Origin of the sequence: Capnocytophaga cynodegmi DSM 19736, assembly GCF_000379185.1 — a bacterium.
GTDB lineage: Bacteria > Bacteroidota > Bacteroidia > Flavobacteriales > Flavobacteriaceae > Capnocytophaga > Capnocytophaga cynodegmi.
Genome location: NZ_KB900710.1, coordinates 32,283 through 51,703, shown reverse-complemented (window position 1 = coordinate 51,703; position 19,421 = coordinate 32,283). Strand labels below are relative to the sequence as shown.

Annotated in this window: 13 protein-coding genes; 2 read left to right on the top strand and 11 right to left on the bottom strand. The window is 35.9% G+C overall.

The annotated features are described in order from the left end of the window. Positions 1 to 259: 259 nt before the first annotated feature. Both YW9_RS0104345 and pckA read right to left on the bottom strand, forming a co-directional pair. On the bottom strand, positions 260 to 1,282 hold the full coding sequence (locus YW9_RS0104345) for a hypothetical protein (protein ID WP_018278966.1): 1,023 nt from the start codon (positions 1,280 to 1,282) through the stop codon (positions 260 to 262). 161 nt (positions 1,283 to 1,443) lie between these two features. After that, entirely contained in the window at positions 1,444 to 3,024 is a 1,581-nt protein-coding gene (gene pckA, locus YW9_RS0104340; RefSeq protein ID WP_018278965.1) for a phosphoenolpyruvate carboxykinase (ATP), read from the bottom strand. 512 nt (positions 3,025 to 3,536) lie between these two features. Between pckA and YW9_RS0104335 the strand changes: the two genes are divergently transcribed. Continuing rightward, positions 3,537 to 3,782: a hypothetical protein gene (locus tag YW9_RS0104335; RefSeq protein WP_018278964.1), complete on the top strand. Its 246-nt coding sequence runs from the start codon at positions 3,537 to 3,539 to the stop codon at positions 3,780 to 3,782. Positions 3,783 to 3,910: 128 nt separating this feature from the next. On the opposite strand, the gene YW9_RS0104330 is transcribed toward YW9_RS0104335, so the two are convergent. From YW9_RS0104330 to YW9_RS0104315, 4 genes are all read right to left on the bottom strand, one after another. After that, positions 3,911 to 4,606 (bottom strand): metal-dependent hydrolase, encoded by a 696-nt coding sequence (locus YW9_RS0104330; RefSeq protein WP_018278963.1) that lies wholly within the window; start codon positions 4,604 to 4,606, stop codon positions 3,911 to 3,913. Positions 4,607 to 4,653: 47 nt separating this feature from the next. Beyond that, complete coding sequence (locus tag YW9_RS0104325) at positions 4,654 to 4,980, bottom strand: DMT family transporter (RefSeq protein WP_018278962.1); 327 nt, start codon at positions 4,978 to 4,980, stop codon at positions 4,654 to 4,656. Between the two features lie 190 nt (positions 4,981 to 5,170). After that, complete coding sequence (locus YW9_RS0104320; protein ID WP_018278961.1) at positions 5,171 to 7,087, bottom strand: SusD/RagB family nutrient-binding outer membrane lipoprotein; 1,917 nt, start codon at positions 7,085 to 7,087, stop codon at positions 5,171 to 5,173. A gap of 18 nt (positions 7,088 to 7,105) precedes the next feature. Continuing rightward, positions 7,106 to 10,228, bottom strand: coding sequence for a SusC/RagA family TonB-linked outer membrane protein (locus YW9_RS0104315; protein ID WP_018278960.1), 3,123 nt, complete (start codon positions 10,226 to 10,228; stop codon positions 7,106 to 7,108). Positions 10,229 to 10,444: 216 nt separating this feature from the next. Here YW9_RS0104315 and YW9_RS0104310 point away from each other — a divergent pair, with 216 nt between their 5' ends. Continuing rightward, positions 10,445 to 11,023: a porin family protein gene (locus YW9_RS0104310; protein ID WP_026193803.1), complete on the top strand. Its 579-nt coding sequence runs from the start codon at positions 10,445 to 10,447 to the stop codon at positions 11,021 to 11,023. 111 nt (positions 11,024 to 11,134) lie between these two features. Here YW9_RS0104310 and YW9_RS0104305 read toward each other — a convergent pair whose 3' ends face one another. The 5 genes from YW9_RS0104305 to YW9_RS0104285 all read right to left on the bottom strand — a co-directional run bounded on the left by YW9_RS0104305 (position 11,135) and on the right by YW9_RS0104285 (position 19,405). Next, on the bottom strand, positions 11,135 to 14,263 hold the full coding sequence (locus YW9_RS0104305) for an efflux RND transporter permease subunit (RefSeq protein WP_018278958.1): 3,129 nt from the start codon (positions 14,261 to 14,263) through the stop codon (positions 11,135 to 11,137). A gap of 259 nt (positions 14,264 to 14,522) precedes the next feature. Next, positions 14,523 to 15,290, bottom strand: coding sequence for a DUF6261 family protein (locus YW9_RS0104300; RefSeq protein ID WP_026193802.1), 768 nt, complete (start codon positions 15,288 to 15,290; stop codon positions 14,523 to 14,525). 413 nt (positions 15,291 to 15,703) lie between these two features. Next, the gene (locus YW9_RS0104295; RefSeq protein ID WP_026193801.1) at positions 15,704 to 17,095 is read right to left on the bottom strand and encodes an efflux transporter outer membrane subunit; all 1,392 of its coding nucleotides are present in this window, start codon (positions 17,093 to 17,095) and stop codon (positions 15,704 to 15,706) included. 301 nt (positions 17,096 to 17,396) lie between these two features. Further along, positions 17,397 to 18,485, bottom strand: a complete 1,089-nt coding sequence (locus YW9_RS0104290) for an efflux RND transporter periplasmic adaptor subunit (RefSeq protein WP_394356337.1) — start codon at positions 18,483 to 18,485, stop codon at positions 17,397 to 17,399. A gap of 155 nt (positions 18,486 to 18,640) precedes the next feature. After that, on the bottom strand, positions 18,641 to 19,405 hold the full coding sequence (locus tag YW9_RS0104285) for an MBL fold metallo-hydrolase (protein ID WP_026193800.1): 765 nt from the start codon (positions 19,403 to 19,405) through the stop codon (positions 18,641 to 18,643). Positions 19,406 to 19,421: the final 16 nt, after the last annotated feature.

Below are 19,421 nucleotides of genomic sequence, written 5' to 3'. Positions count from 1 at the left end.
TAATCGTTTGACTATCAGAAGAAAAATTAATGATAAATCAAATTTTGTTTTAAATCCTCTTTTTCCGATACTCAAATGGGAAATAATCCATTTTTTTATTATATCTTTGCTCAAAGTTCCTTGATTTTCATTTTGTTATGCAAAACAAAAATGCTAAAAATTCTTGGAACTTTTACTTTTCCTTCAAAAAAGTTTAGACAGGTTTTACAATAAAAAAAGCTCGAAACAAATTTCGAGCTTTTTTATTAATAACTAACTTCTATTTAATAGCTTTTATTGCAGCTTCAAATTCAGATTGTGTAGCTTCTTTCAACTCAGACTTTAAGAATTCCACCTGATGGTCTTTTGTAATTTTTGCACTCTTTATAGCATACGCCCATTTTCCGTTGCTTTCAGAAGCAAAAATTACGTGAACTTCCAAACCAATCGGTAAGGTATAATTCCCTGTAGTAAAAATTTTCTTGTCAATGTTATAATAAATTGTAGCAAGTCCTGGTACTTCTTTATAAGACATATAGACTGCAGAATTTTTTCCATCGTATTCACTCGGCACTTTGACAGTAACAGGCGTTACTTCGCGTGACTCATTATCATAGAAACGGTCTATATTTATCCAATCAAACTTATTAGCTATAACAAGGTACTTTTCGTCTAGGAATATCAAACCGGGCATAGGCACCTCAGGATTCCACCCCTCTCCAGTTTCAGGATTCCAATTTTCTGTTATAACTTCGTCCCAAACCAAATTTCCTTTTTCGTTTAAATTACCATACCACAATTTCATAGTATCATCAAGTTTCCCCGTAAGCTTCGCTGGAACTTCCAGCTCGTAATTACAATAATCAAGACTTTCAATTTCTTGACCATTTTGAGTTAACTTCAAATTAAACGCTCCACCTGTAACCAAAAATTTAGCAACTTTTTCATTACTATCCCACCCCATTGTAGCAATATTAGTAGTAAGTAATGAAGATTTATCAAACAACTCAATAAAATCAAACTTTACTTTTCCCTGTACAGGCTTACCTTTAATTACCAAGCATCCTTCTGGGATACGAACCTTTACACCTTTCTCAGATGTAAACTCAATATCACCCATTCCATCAACCTCAAATTCTTTTGTTTGAGTTAATTTATTCAATGCAGTCTCTCTCAAATTTTGAAAATTTGAGGCATTAGGCACAGCAACAACGTCGCTTTCCTTTACATCATCATTATCTTTACAACCTACTAAAAGTACTGTAAAAATAAAAAGCAAACCAAAATAATTTTTTTTCTTCATTTTTTATTTGTTTTTAAATGTTAATATATTTTATACGACAAAAATTATGCCCAATTATGTTAATAAATTAAAATTTATTGATAAAAAAGAAGATTATCTATAAAAATAGATAATCTTCTTTTACAAAATATATGACCTAATAAATTTAATCTCTAATTAAATTATAATTTTGGCGCTCCTTTAAGTACTTGTGCATCAGCTCCTTCTTCAAATCCTTTATCTTTGAAGTTTTGTAAGAATGCTTCCGCTAATTCTTTTGATTTAGCTGCGAATTGAGCTTTATCATCCCAAGTATTTTCAGGATTCAAGATAGCTTGGTCAGAAACACCTTCGCAAGATTGTGGCACTCCAAAGCCGAAAATTGGTAACTCTTTGTACTCAACTTTGTCTAAAGCTCCTGTCAGGGCAGCAGTAATCAAAGCACGAGTATCTTTCAAGCTGCAACGTTTCATTTTTCCGTTGTAACCTGTGTTTACTAACCATACGTTTACACCTGATTTTTCGATTTTTTCAGCCAACATTTTTCCGTATTCAGCTGGGTGAAGTGGCATAAATGCTGCTCCGAAACAAGCTGAGAACGTTTTTTGTGGTGTAGTAATTCCTACCTCTGTTCCTGCAACTTTTGAAGTATATCCTGAAACGAACTGATAAGCAGCTTGTTCTGGAGTCAATTTAGAGATTGGAGGCAATACTCCGTAAGCATCAAAAGTTAAGAAGAATATATTTTTAGGATTCTTACCTATTGAACCAGGTTGAATATTAGCTATGTGGTGGATTGGATACGAAACACGTGTATTTTCAGTGATTGAAGTATCTGCAAAATCAACCTCTCCGTTGTGCATAATCACGTTTTCAAGGATAGCTCCTTTTTTGATAGCCGCAAAAATTTCAGGCTCTTTTTCAGGTGTCAAATCAACTACTTTTGCATAGCAACCACCTTCAAAGTTAAACACTGTGTTTTCAGGAGTCCATCCGTGTTCATCATCTCCGATTAGGTGACGGCTAGGGTCAGCTGAAAGCGTTGTTTTACCAGTTCCTGAAAGCCCAAAGAAAATCGCTGTATCACCGCCTTTACCAACGTTTGCAGAACAGTGCATTGGCATTGTGTTTTTGAATACAGGAAGTACGAAGTTAAGTGCAGAGAAAATACCTTTTTTCATTTCTCCTGGATATCCTGTTCCACCGATTAAAGCAATTTTTCTAGTAAAGTTCAAAATAGCGAAGTTTGATTGACGAGTTCCGTCAACAGCTGGGTCAGCCAAGAATCCTGGTGCGTTGATTACCAACCACTCTTCTTTGAAGTTTTCTACTTCGCTGTCTTCCAAACGAAGGAACATATTGTAAACGAATTGTGCACTCCAAGGAAGTTCAGCAATAGTACGAACATTTGTACGATAGTTAGGGTCAGCACAAACATATCCGTCGTGAACGAACAATTCTTTTCCAGAAAGATATGCCATTACTTTATCATAAAGAGCGTCAAATTTTGCTGAATCGAAAGGAATATTCACTTTTCCCCACCATACGCGGTCTTTTGTAATGTCGTCTTTTACGATGAAACGGTCTTGTGGAGAACGTCCTGTAAATTTCCCTGTTTTGATAGATAAAGCTCCAGAGTTAGCTTCTTCAGCTACACCTTTTGCGATAGCTTCTTTGTGCAACTCGTCGGCAGAAAGTTGGTAGCGTACGTTTGCATTTTTGATTCCGTAATTCTCAACTGAAATTGTTTTTGATTTACTCATAATTTTGATTTTATAATTATTATATTGTTAATTCTAAATAATCCCCTTTTTAATTTGGCGATGTAAAAGTACAAATAAAACTTGAAATAAAAAATCAAATTCACATTTTTTTTGCCCTAAAAATGAAAATTTAATACTTACATAACATTGGAAGACAAAACTAATTGTAATACTGATTGATATGTTTTTAATCAAATTTGAGAACTAGCAAAAATAAGAATCAAAGTACAAAAACCACTACACTTTCCATTTTAAAACTCTTTTCATCCGATTTTAAAAACACAAATTTCCTAAAATCATCTAATCATAAAAACAAAAAAATAGAGATACGTTACACAGACTCGTTTCATAGGCAATTGATTAATTTATTCCTATTTCAAATAGCACTAGCATAGAGTTAATCTAAATACATATAACTCATTTTCAGCTATTTAAATTGTTTCTAAGTGTTTCTACCCTTATCTTTGCAGTGTAAAAAATAAAATAATTTATTAATCAAAAAATATACGATTATGGCTATCAGATTAACAAGCGGTTGCGTAAACTGCCAAAATTTAGAGAAAGACAACATTTGCAGCGTTCACAAAACAAAAGTAGAAGCAAAGTACACTTGTGACAGTTTTGATATGACTGTTGCTGCAAAAGAAGCTATCAGTTGCGGAACTTGTGTTCGTTTTAAAACTGATAAATGTGCTCATCCTCAGAAAGCTAGTTCAGAAATGCTATGCTCTTCTTGGGCTCCAGAGGCGAAAGCTTAATGGTTTTTTAGTTATACGATTTTTTAGTTTAATTTTTTATCGGTAAGTGATTTCTCACTTACCGATTTTTGTTTCATTCAAAAAGAAAAAAATGGATAAAATACTTATCCATTTCTATAGAAATAATTTTAACTAAGAGCGTTAATATCAATTGTATCGCCGATGGGTAATAAATGTAACTTACGATGTGAATTTGAAAACTCTTTTTCAGAAGACTCTTTATCTATTTTGATAACATCAAAAGTATCATAATGAACTCCTAATGTGTGATATGAATCCACAAACTTTGCAGCCAATAAAGCATCTTTAACTCCCATTGTATAATTATCACCTATTGGAAGAATTGCTAAGTCCACATTATATTGATACGAAATAAGTTTCATATCTAAAGATAAAGCTGTATCTCCTGACACGTATATTGTTCTCCCCTTGTTTGTTATAAGAAACCCTGCTGGATTTCCTCCATACTTTCCGTCAGCAAAAGCAGATGAATGTTCAGCCTTTGTCATTTTGATTTCTACTTCCCCATTTTCAAGGCGTTGCGTTCCTCCGATATTCATTTCGTAGCCATCTAATCCCAAGTCTCTGTAATGTGCCATTATTTCAGGATTCGTAATAAGTTTTGCTCCTGTATTTTTGGCAATAACCTCAGCATCTAAAATATGGTCTAAATGAGCGTGTGTGAGCAAAATATAATCTGCCTTCACGGATTTAATATCAATATGTTTCGCTAACGAATTGCCTGAAATAAATGGGTCTATAAGGAAAAATTTTCCTTCAATTTCGACATTGACACAAGCGTGTCCTAAATAGGTTACTTTCATAATTATATCTTTTTATTTTAAGTTACAAATTTAAAAATTTCATAAATTTAATTAGAAACCGCTTTCAAACCAATAATGGAACCAATAAGCGTTGTGATGAAAAATAGCCTCCAAAAAGTAGCAGGTTCTTTAAAGATAAATATTCCTACTAAAACAGTTCCTACTGCTCCAATACCTGTCCAAACAGCGTAAGCTGTCCCCAATGGAAGGTGCTGTGAGGCTTTCATTAGTAAGGTCATACTTATTATGGTACAAACGACAAACCCTCCATACCAAAAGTATGTTTCTGCTCCGATACTTTCTTTTGCCTTTCCCAAACAGAAAGTAAACGCCACCTCGAACAACCCTGCAATAACCAGAAGAATCCAATTCATCTTTTATAACTTAAAAAATGATCAAAAATAAACACCTTTTCACTTTGTTGTATTTACCTACATTTAGTGCAAATATAGTTTAAGCGTCTTAAATAAGCAAAAAACATTTTTTAAACAGAAAAAAGAACTTTTTAAAAATAAAAAAACAGAATGTTAAAAAGCATTCTGTTTTTCAATGATTATTAGACTATTACTTTTTCTTAGCCCACCAAAGAGGTGTGTGAACCCCATCTTCTCCTCCTAAAAGTTCCACAGCTTGTTTGTAACCTTCTGGAACATTACTTTTTAAAGAACTTGGATATGGCAATCGTTGCGGAAAAAACTCAACTTTACTCTCCATATAGTTGGCATCAGTAAGTGAAGGAATTCCGACCAATGGATTCTCAATTGCAGGATTTTCGAAGAACGGAAGTCCTAAACGACGATGATCACTCCATCCCTCAAGAGGTAACCAAGGTACTTGAGCAATAAATTTTTGTGTAATAATTTTAGTCAAGGCATCATTACGCACGGTTCCATTTTTATATAAATGATTTACAGGATACTGATATGTGGTCGTTTCCTCAGCATTTGTATAACCGTTTTTATATCTCATTACTACAGAAGTAGGCTCAGAAGTGTGTGACCATTTAACTGAAGTACCTACGCGGTTGTAATCCTCTGAAGTTATGTAACTTGAATAATATCCATCAACTCCCCAATAAGTGAAATTCATTTTAATTCCTTTTTCATAAGCCTCCTGTGCGGTCATTGGCACATTCCAACCTCTTACAGCTGCTTCAGCAATTAGAAAGTAAGACTCCCAAGCACCGAAGAATAATCGTTTTGCAGTACTATTTCGTAGATTGTTTCGTAAGCGTGGAGTAACTCCAGGCCAACTATAAACTTGATTAAGGCTTCCTTTTGCACCCCAACTTCCTAAAGTGTGAGCATTCCAAGTAAAAGCAGCTTCAATTTCTACCAAATCTTCTTTATCATCTTTTTTCAACTTTCTCTTAGTATCCGTTACTTGAGAAGTAGCCCAAGAAGGGTATAGATTAAATTGCTCATTTTCAAAATCTCCTGGAATAGGATAAAGTGCATACGCACGAGGATCCATAGCATTTGGAAGACCATCAAACCAATATCCAGCCACAGGATTATTCGTTTTGGTTGCTATGTGATTTTCATAACGAACCCCAAGCCAATCAGCTGGTTTTATATTCTTTACAGCCTTTTCTTTAGTAAGTTGAGTAGAAGATTTTATACCTCCCAAGCCTATGTACAAGTTATTTAACGTTGGAGAGAGATACTGCATATTCCATTCACGTGACATCACTCCTGTTAAATCGTCCCAACCTGGTTTTTCCTGTACTTCAAAATCATCACTCAGTTCAGCAATATATCCAGTACTTACAGCCTCTTCAAAATGATTTTGCGCCACAGATGGAGCCACTTCAGATAAACGCATTGCCAAACGCATACGTAACGAACTTCCATATTTTTTCCATTTAGCAAAATCATAACCATAAGCAAGGTCTAACTTAGCTACCTTACTTGGTACTTTACCCACGCTTAAATCCATTTTTGAAGTTGCATCTTTCAATTCTGAAAGCATATAGTTATAAACTTCCTCTACACTGTTATATTTTGGATTTTCATCTTGAAATCCGTTAATAGGCATTGGACCAAAATTATCTGTAGCTTCACTTAGCAGATAAACTCTCCAAATTCGGGCAACTTGTAGCAAATTATTGTAATAATTTTCACTAAATCCTAAACTTGTTTTTTCTTTGTGTACCTTTATAGCAGTATTGATATCCGTTAACCACTTAGCTAAAGAATTGTAATAATCAGTACTCCAGCCATCATTAGCAGTTCCTATTGGCAAGGAATTGACCCTATCCATTCTTCCTGCAGCTTTCCAATATAAAATGAAAGCCCTTTCAGCTACGTGTGGATTTTGCTGTGTTCCCAAAATTGAACTATTTATGAAATACTCTATCTGAACTTGTTCAACATTATTCGACACATTAGGATTCACATTAATTTCATCAAAATTACCACAAGAAAATAATGCTAATGCCAATGCTAATATTCCCGTTTTGATATATTTATTATTTTTCATTTTTTTATTCTTTAAAAGTTAGAAACTCACTGTTAGATTAAAATAATATGAACGCATTGTAGGTGCTGAAAAATATTCAAAACCAACAGCATTGCTTCCTGTAGCGTAAACTGATTCTGGGTCGATGCCATTCAAATGACTCTTCAGCATCAAAACATTATTCATAGAAAACCCTACTTTCGCATTCTGAGCTTTGAAGCCTCTCACCCAAGAATCTGGTAATCTATAATTTAACTGAATATTTCTGATACGGATATTAGTTGCATCATACAAGTTATCTTCTGTAATCCCCAAATTTTGGTTAGACTTTCCAGCCAGAGTTGTCCAAAAAATTTGAGAAGAAACAGCTTTGGTATTTTCTGTATATCCTCCTTTACCATCTGATACAACTCCATTATAAACAATATCAGCTCTTTCTCCATTTACCACAGTAGCTGCTGAACGACCGCTTGTTTTTAATCCGTGATTAGTCCCTGAGAATATTTTACCTCCAAAACGTCCATCAACCAAGATACTTAGACTTAAATTTTTGTACGTGAACGTATTGGTAAACCCTACCATAACATCTGGTTGCTGATTTCCTAAGTAGTGAGTTCCCTCTGCTGCTTCTGGAACACCATTAGCATCAACAATAATTCTACCATAATGCGGACTTGAAGTATCCTCAACGCGAGAGAATTTGCTACCATAAATCGCCCCATAACGCTGTCCTGTTGCTGCTAAAATTTTAACATTTTCAAAACCTCCCAAAGCATATTGTGTAACTCCTTCGGCAAGTTCATTAACTGTGTTTATATTTTTAGAAACATTCAAATTCGTATCCCATACAAAATTCTCATTACGAATAGGTTGTCCTGTAAGCATCAATTCAAAACCTTTGTTTTCGATATCTCCTGCATTTATTTTTTTCGCAGTGCGTCCGCTCATTGAATTTAAAGGAATATCTAATAATTGATTTACAGCGTTTGATTTATAGAAAGAAAGGTCAACACCTAATCGATTATTAAACATTTTGGTTTCCAAGCCCACTTCCCAAGACTTTATAAGTTCATTTTTTACATTGGAATCAAAGAAAACAGAATTGGTACTACCTGTTGTATTTCCGTTAGGATCAGAACCTATTGTATAATAATTATACAATTGATATGGCCCCATATCGTTTCCTACCGCAGCATATGAAGCTCTGATTTTTCCATAATCAAACCAAGAAGGTTTTACGTTAAATTCCTTATCTAGTAACTCTGTAAACACCACAGAAGCACTTACTGAAGGATAGAAAAATGAGCGATTTGCTTTACTTAATGTTGACGACCAATCATTTCTTCCTGTAAAATCTAAATATGCATAGCTATTGTAGCTAATTTGATAAGTCCCATAAAATGAATTAATTCTATGATGTTTGTAATCCTGACTTACAGAAGGTGTCCCCACGGAATTGTTAACCGAAAACAAATTAGGTACTTCCAATTCTCCAACTGTGATTCCCATTTCGGTATGTTTGCGACTCATCAAATTACCTCCAAAGGTAGCTGCCATTCCCACCTTACCAAATAAATTACTTTTGTTGGCACTCAACAAGAAGCTCATATTAGTTTCATTAAATGTTCTCTTTCCAATACTATATCTTCCTGTAGATGTTAGAGGTCCTTTTCCATAAGTTTTATTTTCCAAATTGGTTGTATACAAATCTGTTCCAACTTTTGCTTCGGCATTTAACCAATCTGTAAACTCATATTTTACAGAACCATTCAGTAAAAAACGATCGCGAGAGTCGTTGTTCAAATTGTATTTAGTTGCCCAATATGGATTCAAACCATCTTTCGGGTGAAACCAAATATGATATCCGTTAGAATTAATTCCTGAACTAAATTCAGAAATATCAATCGTAGAAGGAAGATTAATCAATGTTGAAAACGGATTGTCTTTTCGGTTACCATTGATAGGACGATTATTTACTTTAGAGTTAATATACTGAACTTTGAAATCTGTTGTCCACTTATTATCTTTTCCAAATCGAGACACAGCTCTGGTTATTAAATTCAGACGCTCCAAAGTAGAACCTGGAATGGTACTCTGATTGTCTACGTGTGTTAAGGATGTATACAAAGATGTCCCATTTTTCAATTGTTGCTGAAAAGACAAAGAATGCTGAATATCAACACCTGTATTCAGAAATGAATTAACATTATCATAAGTACGCAACGGAACTTTTTTATCATTCCAATTGGTAATTATCTGTCCTTCAATTTTAGGTCCCCAACTTGAAAAAGAAAGAGGGTCATAAACGCCATCTTGTCCTTGACCAAAGATATCCTGAACATCGGGTCTTATAAAAACATTTTCAAAACCTACAGAAGAAGAATATGTAATTCCCAATCCCTCACGTGCTTTACCCGTTTTTGTAGTAATAAGTATAACCCCGTTACCAGCTCGAGAACCATATAACGCTGCAGCAGCGGGTCCCTTCAACACTGACATACTTTCAATATCATTCGGGTTCAAATCACCCAATCCATTTCCCATATCGTTAGAAGGGTTCCAAAAATCGTTGTTAGAAGCTCCTGTGAAATTATCCATTGGAACACCATCTACAACTACTAAAGGTTGGTTATCTCCTGTCAATGAATTGTTTCCCCTAAGTACTATTTTAGAAGAACCCGCAGGACCATTACTCCCTCTAACAATCTGCAAACCAGCTACTTTTCCTGAAAAAGCATTTGCTATATTTGCTTCTCTTGCTTCTACTAAAGATTCTCCTTTCACTTCTTGTAAGGCATATCCTAAAGATTTCTTTTCCCGCTTGATTCCCAAAGCTGTAACAACAACCTCTCCAAGTTGCTGAGCCTCTTCTTTCATTACTACATTAATTTTCAAAGAATTACCAGCTCCTGTTACTTTTTTAGTTTGAGTCATAAATCCGATATAGGAAAACTCAAGAACACCTCCTTCATTAACCTGCAAGGTATAATTCCCATCAAAATCAGTGGATGTACCCCTTTTCGTTCCTTGTATCAGAACGCCTACTCCAGGTAATGGACTACCCGCTTCATCTGTAACAGTACCTGTTACGGTTTTTACTTGTGCAAAAAGAGGAAAACTCACTACAAGTAACACAAGTAAACATAAAACTCGTTTGTTCATATATTATTTGTTTATTAAGTTAATTCTACAAAAGGGATACAAAAGTACAAGATAATATTATATTATGAAAGTTTTACATTAAAATTTTATTTTTCTCAAATAAAAACTACATTTTATAACATATAAATATTTTCGACTTTCTTTTTCAGATAACAAACTTTGTAATTTGGTATGGTTATTGCCCTATCGTTTTCGGAAATTTTAAATTTTACAGAAATGAAAAAAACAATTTTAACATTTTCAGTCATTTTTGCTTTGCTTTTCTCTGCAAATGCATTTTCACAAGTTAACATTGGTGTAAAAGCTGGAGCCAATTTGGGTAAAATTGATGGTGTAGCCTATAAAGACCAATTCAAATTGGGGTATCAATTAGGTGGTTTCGTGAGCGTTGGGCTTCTTGATAAACTGGCAATACAAGGAGAAATTTTATTCGACCAAACAAATACCACTCTTGAGGATTCTTACACTTCCATCTGGAATGATAAATTCGATAAAGGAAAGAAACTTAATTATTTGAACGTTCCTATTCTATTAAAATTCAATCAAAATGGATTTATTTCCTTGTTAGCAGGACCGCAATTCAGTATCTTAACAAATCGCAATGATAATTTGTGGCAAAATGGAGAAAAACTTTTCAAAAGCTCTGATTTTTCTTTCGTTACAGGAGCTGAAATTAACTTAAGGCCTTTTTTCATTTACGGACGCTACGTCTGGGGATTCTATGATATTAGCGACTTTGGAAAGGAAAAGGCTAAAACACAACAAATTCAAGTTGGAGTTGGATTGAAGTTCTAACCAACTATCCAAAATTAATAAAATCCCAGTAATACACTAATTACTGGGATTTTTATTTATAATAATTAAGTCTTTATATCTATTTAAATAAACAATAGCTATACGAAACGACTACAATCGTACTTTTCTTCCTACAAACCTTTCCTGTAAATGCTGAAAGATTACAAACAAAACTGGAATTACTATCAGTCCTAAGAAAGTTCCAATAAGCAAACCACTCACCGCCCCTGTTGCTACCGAACGATTACCAGCTGCTCCAATGCCTGATGCAAATACCAAGGGTAATAATCCTACAATGAAAGCAAATGAAGTCATCAAAATAGGTCGCAAACGTGCCATCGCTGCATTGATAGCCGAACGCGACAGGCTTTCGCCGTGATGTCTGCGTTGCTCAGCGAACTCAATAATCAAGATAGCATTCTTAGCCAAAAGTCCAACTAGCATAATGAGCGAAATCTGGAAATAAATATTATTCTCCAAGCCAAATAACCATTGTCCCAGATAAGCTCCCATTATTCCAAAGGGTAGCGAGAAGATAACCCCCAGAGGAAGAATGTAGCTCTCATATTGAGCTGAAAGAATGAAATAGGTAAATATCAAACTAAGTACAAAAATGATTGCCGTTTGTGAGCCAGAACCTTGCTCTTCCCTTGTAATTCCTGTGTAATCAATGCTGTAATTAGCACCGAGACTCTCAGTAGCTACTTCCTCCACAGCACGAAGAGCATCACCTGTACTATATCCTTCGGCATTAGCTCCTGAAAGATTCACAGCAGTAAAAAGATTGTAACGGTTTAAGCTCTGAGGTCCGAAAGTCCTTTCCAAGCTCACAAATTGTGAAATAGGAGTCATTTCACCTGATGCTGTTTTTACCATCAACCCATTTAAGTTACTTATATCCTTTCTATCATCAGGAAGTGCCTGAACCATCACACGAAATTGCTTTCCGTACTTGGTGAAATCAGTAGCATAAACACCTCCTATATAGCTTTGAAGAGAAGATAGAATACTACTTACATTCACTCCCGCCTGTACTGCACGTTCTACATTAAGCGTCATTTGATATTGTGGGTAATTTGCATTGAATGAAGTCTGTACATATTGTATTTCGGGTCGTTGCATTAGCTTTCCTATAAACTCCTGCGATACTCGCTCCAAATCTTTAATCTCTCCTCCTGCTCTGTCAAGCAATACCATCGAAAAACCTGAACTCATACCAAATCCAGGAACTGCTGGTGGTTGGAAAAAGATAACACGAGCCTCTGGAATATCCGATACCGCTCTGAAAGCCTGAGCTGTGATAGCTTGTATTGACTGATTAGGGTCTGACAAACGTTCTTCAAAAGGCTTTAATCGCAAAAAGCCCATACCATAGTTACTTCCTGCCCCTGAAATAAAACTTCTACCTGTAATAGCTGTAACAGAACTCACCCCTGGAATTTTTCGTAGCTTCTCCTGTGCTTCATTCATCACGGCTGCCGTGCGTTCCATTGATGCTCCTGGTATCAATTGTGCATCTATAAATAACAATCCATTATCTTCCGTAGGTACAAAACCAGTCTTCATTTTAGTATTAGCCATATAAAACCCTACTCCAGCTATGGCAAATAATACTAAAGTTACCCACTTATGGCGTAGAAAGAAGGTAAAGGTTTGCCCATATCGTTTAGTAGCTGCATCGAAGGCAATGTTGAACTTATGAAAGAACTTCTGTACGAAAGATTTATCCTGATATTCTTTATGCTGATGTGTTTTTAGGAACAAAGCACATAACACAGGACTAAGTGTAAGGGCATTCACTGCTGATATTGCAATAGCTACAATGAGTGTTACCCCAAATTGTTTATAGAATACACCCGTTGTTCCTCCTATGAAGGTCACTGGAATGAACACCGCTGCCATCACCAAAGTAACTGAGATAATCGCTCCTGAAATCTCGTGCATCGCCTCAATGGTTGCATTCCTTGCTTTACGTCCAGTATTCTCCATTTTAGCGTGAACTGCCTCCACAACGATAATCGCATCGTCCACAACAATACCGATAGCCAGTACCAAGGCAAAGAGCGTAAGCATATTAATCGAGTAACCAAACAGATTTAGGAAGAAGAACGTACCTACAATAGATACAGGCACTGCGATAGCAGGAATTAACGTAGAACGGAAATCCTGCAAGAAGATATAAACAACTAAAAACACCAGCAAGAAGGCTTCCAAAAGTGTAGTAAGTACCTTTGATATGGAGGCTTCCAAGAACTCATTGGTGTCGTAATTGATAGTATAGCTTATCCCTTCAGGAAAGGTAGGCTTTGCATTTTGCAGATATTCCTTAATATCATTGATAATATTCTGTGCATTGGAGCCAGGCGTCTGGAAAATACCCATCGAAACGGCAGGATTTCCGTTATTCTTAGCAAACCCAGTATAAGAAAGTGCCCCTAACTCTATCTTTGCAACATCTTTCAAGCGTAGTACCCTACCGCCATCTATCGCTTTGATGACTATATTTTCATATTCGCTTACCTCGTTGAACTTTCCTTTGTACTTAATTGTATATTCATAGATGCTTCCACTATTCTGACCTAAGGTTCCGGCTGCTGCTTCCCTACTCTGGCTGGTAATTGCAGAAGTAACTTCGGACGGATTTAGTTTATACGCCGAAAGTTTCTGGGGGTCGAGCCATATCCGCATTGAGTAATCCTTCGCTCCGAATACTGAAGCATCTCCTACCCCGTTGATACGCTTAATGGCAGGAACTACATTAATATTCATATAGTTCTGAATGAAGATATCATCAAGCTCAGGATTTTCAGAGTAGAACGTTAGGAACATCAACGCCCCCGAGTTTTGTTTTTGGGTGATAACTCCCGACTGCGTAACCTCCGAAGGTAATATGGCATTGGCTCGTGCAACCCTATTCTGCACATTAACCACAGCAATATCTGGGTCAGTTCCTTGTTTGAAATAAACTGAGATATTCGCAGAACCACTATTGTTGGCTGTAGAGCTGATATAATCCATATTCTCTACACCATTTATCTGTTCCTCCAGAGGAATAACAACAGATTTTAGTACCGTTTCCGCATTCGCACCAGTATAATTTGCCGAAACTGTTACCGTTACCGGAGCAATATCAGGATATTGGGATACAGGTAGTGCAATTATCCCTAAAATACCTAAAATGACTATCAAGATGGAGATAACTGTTGATAGTACAGGTCTGTCAATAAACTTTTTTATCATATTTTTTAATTCCTAATATATAAATCATTATGTAATCATAACACACAACTATTTTTAATAGCTTTTGATTATCATAGCATAACAATTTTTATTTTTCTATAGAATAAGAATAGCCAACCTATTCATATTACAAACTTTACAATAACTTTTTTCTATTTAATTTAGTAGATAGTACTATTTTTAATGAGCCAAAAAAAATACTACTTACCAACTTTATGCAAATCGGTAAGCTAATAAATCATAAAACTAATACATTCTGTTACATTGCAGGTTTATTTTCCTCCTTAGCAGATGCATTTTTGTTAGCATTAAGCTGCCCTAAACGTTGCTTATAGGCATTCATCGTGTCGTCCATCAATTTATTAAGCAACCTGATAAAACTTTGGCTTTCGTCAGATGGATTAATCACATTGTTGGAGAAAGCATATCTGACCAACTCCCTGTAAAGCAAATGGGTTTCCTTACGCACCTTCTTCACATTGATTAGCGGTGTTGTAGCCTGTGTTTCTGCCCTCACTCCTACCAGCTCCTGATATTTTGCATTAACTTCTTTCAGTGTAGAGACCGCGTGTGATAAGCTCAAAACCTTCAAATGCTTTGCGATTTCAGCCTTTTCCAAATCTTTAAGCAGTGCATCGATAGCTTGTGACTTCTGACGCGTAGGCAATGATGCTACACCCGAGTAGTTTTTAAACTCCTTGCTAAGCACCTGAGCTGATTCCTTATGCGAGTCCATCGAGCTTTTTCTTGCCAACCTGAAAGATGACGTTATGTAGGATAGCAACTCCGTACGCTGTTTGTCCAATCGATTGATACTTTCAGACTCTTTGCTTGAACGACTTTGGCGAGATGCCTCTGTTAGCAAATCCAAATTTTTTTGAATAGATGCAAATAGCTCTTGCTTTACAGCCAGTTTATCCAAAGCACTTTCATCTATCAAATTCACTACCCCTTTTATAAATTGGGCATACTCATCATTGTTTAACTTAACAAGATTCGGCAACGAAATGTCCATTAATACGCTCATAACTATCTATTTTAAAATTATTATTCACTGAAATAAATATAGTTTACATATTTCTAAAAAGCAAAATTTATAAATTATTTCTATATCAATCCATTTTTGATAATCAAAATCAATATATCTTACTATTTACAATACTTTCAAATATTTTTAGCTAATAGATACAGGTCGATACAATTACTTTTTATTTTTTTTAGTTATGATAGATTACTCTTTACTATAATTTCAAAAACTTATATCTATCATAAAGACCTCAACACACTAACTAAAAAATAAAATATCAATAAAAATGCCCTCAATACAGCAACTTTAAAAATTTGAACCTATAAGAAAGACCTAACTACACTAACTAATTTTATTTAGCATTTCCTACGCAATACCTATATTATAATTTCAAATTTACTTACTTATAAAATCTATCGCCAACCACCACCCAGAGCTTTATAAAGGGCTATTCCGTACTGCATTCGCATAAACTGAGCGTTCGCAAGGGCAAGTTCAGCATTCAATCGATTAACCTCAGCTGTTATTACCTCTAAATAACTTGCCATTCCACTATTGAATAATTCTTTTGAATAGTCTGTTGCTTTCTGGTAAGCCTCCATTTCTTTTTGCTTTAGGTGTATAAAGGCATCTTGTGAAGTAAAATTCTGCATAGCATCTGAAACTTCCTTTCCTGCTGTAAGTAATATTTTTTGAAATCCTAATAAAGCTATTTGTCTGTTAGCTTCACTCACTTCGTATTGTGTGCGTACTTGTCGGCGATTGAGTATGGGTTGCGTAAGCCCTGCAATAAAGTTTGCGAATATGGACTTGACAGAAAACCATTGCTCAATATCAGTACTTGTAATACCTGCACGAGCTGTAAGGGTAAACGACGGATAAAATCCTGCACGTGCTACATTGGTTAGCTCAAAGGCATTTATCAAATTGTACTCTGCACGTTTCACGTCGGGTCTGTTTTCAAGTAAACTGATGGCATATCCTTGTTTAAAATCTGTAGGAAACTGCTGTTCTTCCAGATTTGTTCTTTCAATAGCCTGTGGACTTTCTGCCAATAGCACAGCTATGCTATTTTCCAAAGCCCAGATAGCATTCTTTATAGAAACTAATTGCGATTGTGCATTATATAATAAGGCTTGTGTTTGTTGCACAGCTACTTCTGTGGTAATTCCTGCATCTTTAAGAGCTTGAGTAGTTTGCAAACTGGCTTCACGCAGCTTAATAGTTTCCTGAAGTATTTTATGTTGCTTATCATACATCAGCAATTGATAATAAGCTGTTGCTAAGGTAGCCACCACTTCGGATTGTACCGCCTGATGTGCTGAAGTTGTAGCCAAGTACGAAGCATAACTTGCCTTAGCTTGTGCATTCAATTTTCCCCATATATCAGCTTCCCAAGAGGCATTAGCTGTCAAGTCCCACAAATCGTTATAGGTTCTTTCCCTTAGCAATGGATTTGCATTGAGCGATGCTGTGCTATGCGTATAGCTTCCTGATGCTGAAACTGATGGCAAGAAGGCACTTTTGCTTTGTTTTAAATAGGCTTGTGCTGAAGCTACATTCTGCATAGCAACTCTAATATCCAGATTGCTGGTCAAAGCCTTGCTAATATGTTGCTGCAACACTTGGTCAGTAAAAATATTCTTCCACGACACCACCGCCGAACTGAGGCTATCTGCTGAAATGTTCTCACTTCGGAACAATTTACTATCCACCACCTGTGGTCTCTCATACGATTTACGAGCAGCACACGAAGTTAGCAGTGCCATAGTGGTCGCAATTCCTATTATTTTAAATATGTTCATTGTCAAATTAGTTTATACTATATATCTATTTATTTTATATCCCCCTAACCCCCTTAAAAGGGGGAATTTCTCATCCTAATACTTTCTTTATACAACTCATAAGAATAATTTTTAGTAAAATCAGCTCTATAACGCTTCAAGATTCCCCCTTTTAAAAGAGTGAAGAAAATCTCTATTTTACAAAATAAAAGAACTTTTATTAAAAATGGCTCTATAACGCTTCAAGATTCCCCCTTTTAAGGGGGTTAGGGGGATGTTAAACTCACACTATAAAAGAACTTATCTTATTATCAGCTATTTTCTAAAAGATAGGTTGTATCTGTTTGATGATGCTATCCATTTGTACAGCTTCTGGTTTGATAACCATTCCTGAACGAAGCCCATTAATCCCCTGAACTACGATAACTTCTCCTGCTTTTAGTCCGCTTTCAACTACCATTGCATTAGCACTTCGGTTACGTACTTTCACAACAGACTGCTTTATGGTATCCTTTTCAACTTTATATACAAATACTTTTCCTTGTTGCTCAAAGGCAGCTACTTCCGGAATGATAATCGCATCGCTAAAGTGTTGCGGAATTCGTATAGTCCCACTATTCCCATTAGTTAATAACCCATCAGGATTAGGGAATGTAGCCCTGAACCGAATACTCCCTGTAGAAGCATCAATTTGTCCCGTAGCGGCTTGTATAGTACCCTTTTGGGAATATGTAGCTCCGTTGGCTAATGTCAGCTCCACCTGCGGAAAACTTTTGAGCTTATCGGCTATAGTTTTTCCAGACACACGCTCCAAAAAGGTTATGTATTCTTTCTCGTTCATAGAAAAATAAGCGTACACTTCACTCACATCAGAAACGCTGGTAAGCATCGTATTTCCTGCCGTTACTAACGCCCCCTCTCGAAAGCGTATCGCTCCCACTACCCCGCTTACAGGAGCCTTTACCACAGCAAAATCCATATTAGATGTCACTTCACTATAAGCGGCTTTAGCTCTTTGCAGATTTGCCTTAGCTGTTTCGAGCTGTACAGGGCTTACAATGTTTTTTTCCACCAACGGAAGGAGCTTGTTTACCTCCACCTGAGCTACTTCTACTGAGGCTTTGGCAGCTTGTGCAGTTTGGTTGAGTGTTTGCGTCTCCAACCTGAAAAGAGGCTGCCCTTTAGTCACAAATTGCCCTTCATCGACCAATACTTGCGTGATGTAACCCGTAACTTTTGCTTGTACAGGGCTATTTACCTTACCTTCAATATTTGTAGGATATGACAAATAGGAAGTTGCTTCACCCTCGCTTATCGTAATTACAGGATAAGACTTCACTCCCTGTGGTGCTTGTTGTTTTGAATCCTTACACGCTGTAAATAAACCAGCTATGATTATTGAAAATAGCATTCTATTCATCTTTATTATGATTTTTATAGTTTGAAATCTGTATAACGTATTGTATAAATCTATTTGTAATTCCTTTAAGACGTCAAAATATCTAAAAGGTTTAATCTACTAAAAAAAATAATTACGTATTTTATTCGATAAACCAGCTACAAAAGTTATGGAATATCAATTACTAAGTTATCGTATGCCAAAAAAACATTGGAGGGCAACCTCTTGGAAACTTCCTCGTGAAATCCAAAAGTTTGGCTTATGTGTGTAAAGAAAGTACGCCTCGGTTTTACTTTTTCTATAATGTCAAGAGCCTCTTCAAGGTTCAAATGCGTCGGATGGACTTGCTCACGTAGGCAATTCAGCACCAATACATCTAAGTTCTTTAGTTTAACGAACTCACTTTCTGGGATTGTTTTTGCATCAGTGATGTATGCCATATCTTCAATACGATAGCCTAATATAGGAAGCTCTCCGTGCATCACCTGAATTGGTATAACTTTCTTTCCGAAAAGATCAAAACTTTCACACTCTACTTCATTAACAATAACGGAAGGTGCTCCCAAATAACGATTTTCTGTTCTAAAAATATATTCAAATCGTTTTTTGAGTTCAGATATTACGCGAGGCAACGCATAAATAGGCATATCGCCCTGCTGATATACGAAAGGTCTGATGTCATCAATCCCAGCGGTGTGATCGGCGTGTTCGTGAGTAAACAAAATTGCTTCAAGATGATTAACCTTGTTCGTTAGCATTTGCTGACGAAAATCAGGACCACAATCTATAACCAAATTTGTATTTTCCCACGAAATTAATACCGAAGCACGTAATCTCCTGTCTTTCTTATCTTTACTCAAACTCACAGGATGATTACTCCCTATAACTGGAACTCCTTGAGATGTTCCTGTACCTAAAAAAGTGATTTTCAAAGTATTTTTTTTCTGC

What these genes read in the sequence shown, in the direction of transcription:
- YW9_RS0104310 (WP_026193803.1), top strand. Translation starts at nt 10,445, where the DNA reads ATGAAAAAAACAATTTTAACATTTTCAGTCATTTTTGCTTTGCTTTTC.
- YW9_RS0104290 (WP_394356337.1), bottom strand. Translation starts at nt 18,485, where the DNA reads ATGCTATTTTCAATAATCATAGCTGGTTTATTTACAGCGTGTAAGGAT.
- YW9_RS0104335 (WP_018278964.1), top strand. Translation starts at nt 3,537, where the DNA reads ATGGCTATCAGATTAACAAGCGGTTGCGTAAACTGCCAAAATTTAGAG.
- YW9_RS0104295 (WP_026193801.1), bottom strand. Translation starts at nt 17,095, where the DNA reads ATGAACATATTTAAAATAATAGGAATTGCGACCACTATGGCACTGCTA.
- YW9_RS0104300 (WP_026193802.1), bottom strand. Translation starts at nt 15,290, where the DNA reads ATGAGCGTATTAATGGACATTTCGTTGCCGAATCTTGTTAAGTTAAAC.
- YW9_RS0104325 (WP_018278962.1), bottom strand. Translation starts at nt 4,980, where the DNA reads ATGAATTGGATTCTTCTGGTTATTGCAGGGTTGTTCGAGGTGGCGTTT.
- YW9_RS0104315 (WP_018278960.1), bottom strand. Translation starts at nt 10,228, where the DNA reads ATGAACAAACGAGTTTTATGTTTACTTGTGTTACTTGTAGTGAGTTTT.
- YW9_RS0104305 (WP_018278958.1), bottom strand. Translation starts at nt 14,263, where the DNA reads ATGATAAAAAAGTTTATTGACAGACCTGTACTATCAACAGTTATCTCC.
- pckA (WP_018278965.1), bottom strand. Translation starts at nt 3,024, where the DNA reads ATGAGTAAATCAAAAACAATTTCAGTTGAGAATTACGGAATCAAAAAT.
- YW9_RS0104330 (WP_018278963.1), bottom strand. Translation starts at nt 4,606, where the DNA reads ATGAAAGTAACCTATTTAGGACACGCTTGTGTCAATGTCGAAATTGAA.
- YW9_RS0104345 (WP_018278966.1), bottom strand. Translation starts at nt 1,282, where the DNA reads ATGAAGAAAAAAAATTATTTTGGTTTGCTTTTTATTTTTACAGTACTT.
- YW9_RS0104320 (WP_018278961.1), bottom strand. Translation starts at nt 7,087, where the DNA reads ATGAAAAATAATAAATATATCAAAACGGGAATATTAGCATTGGCATTA.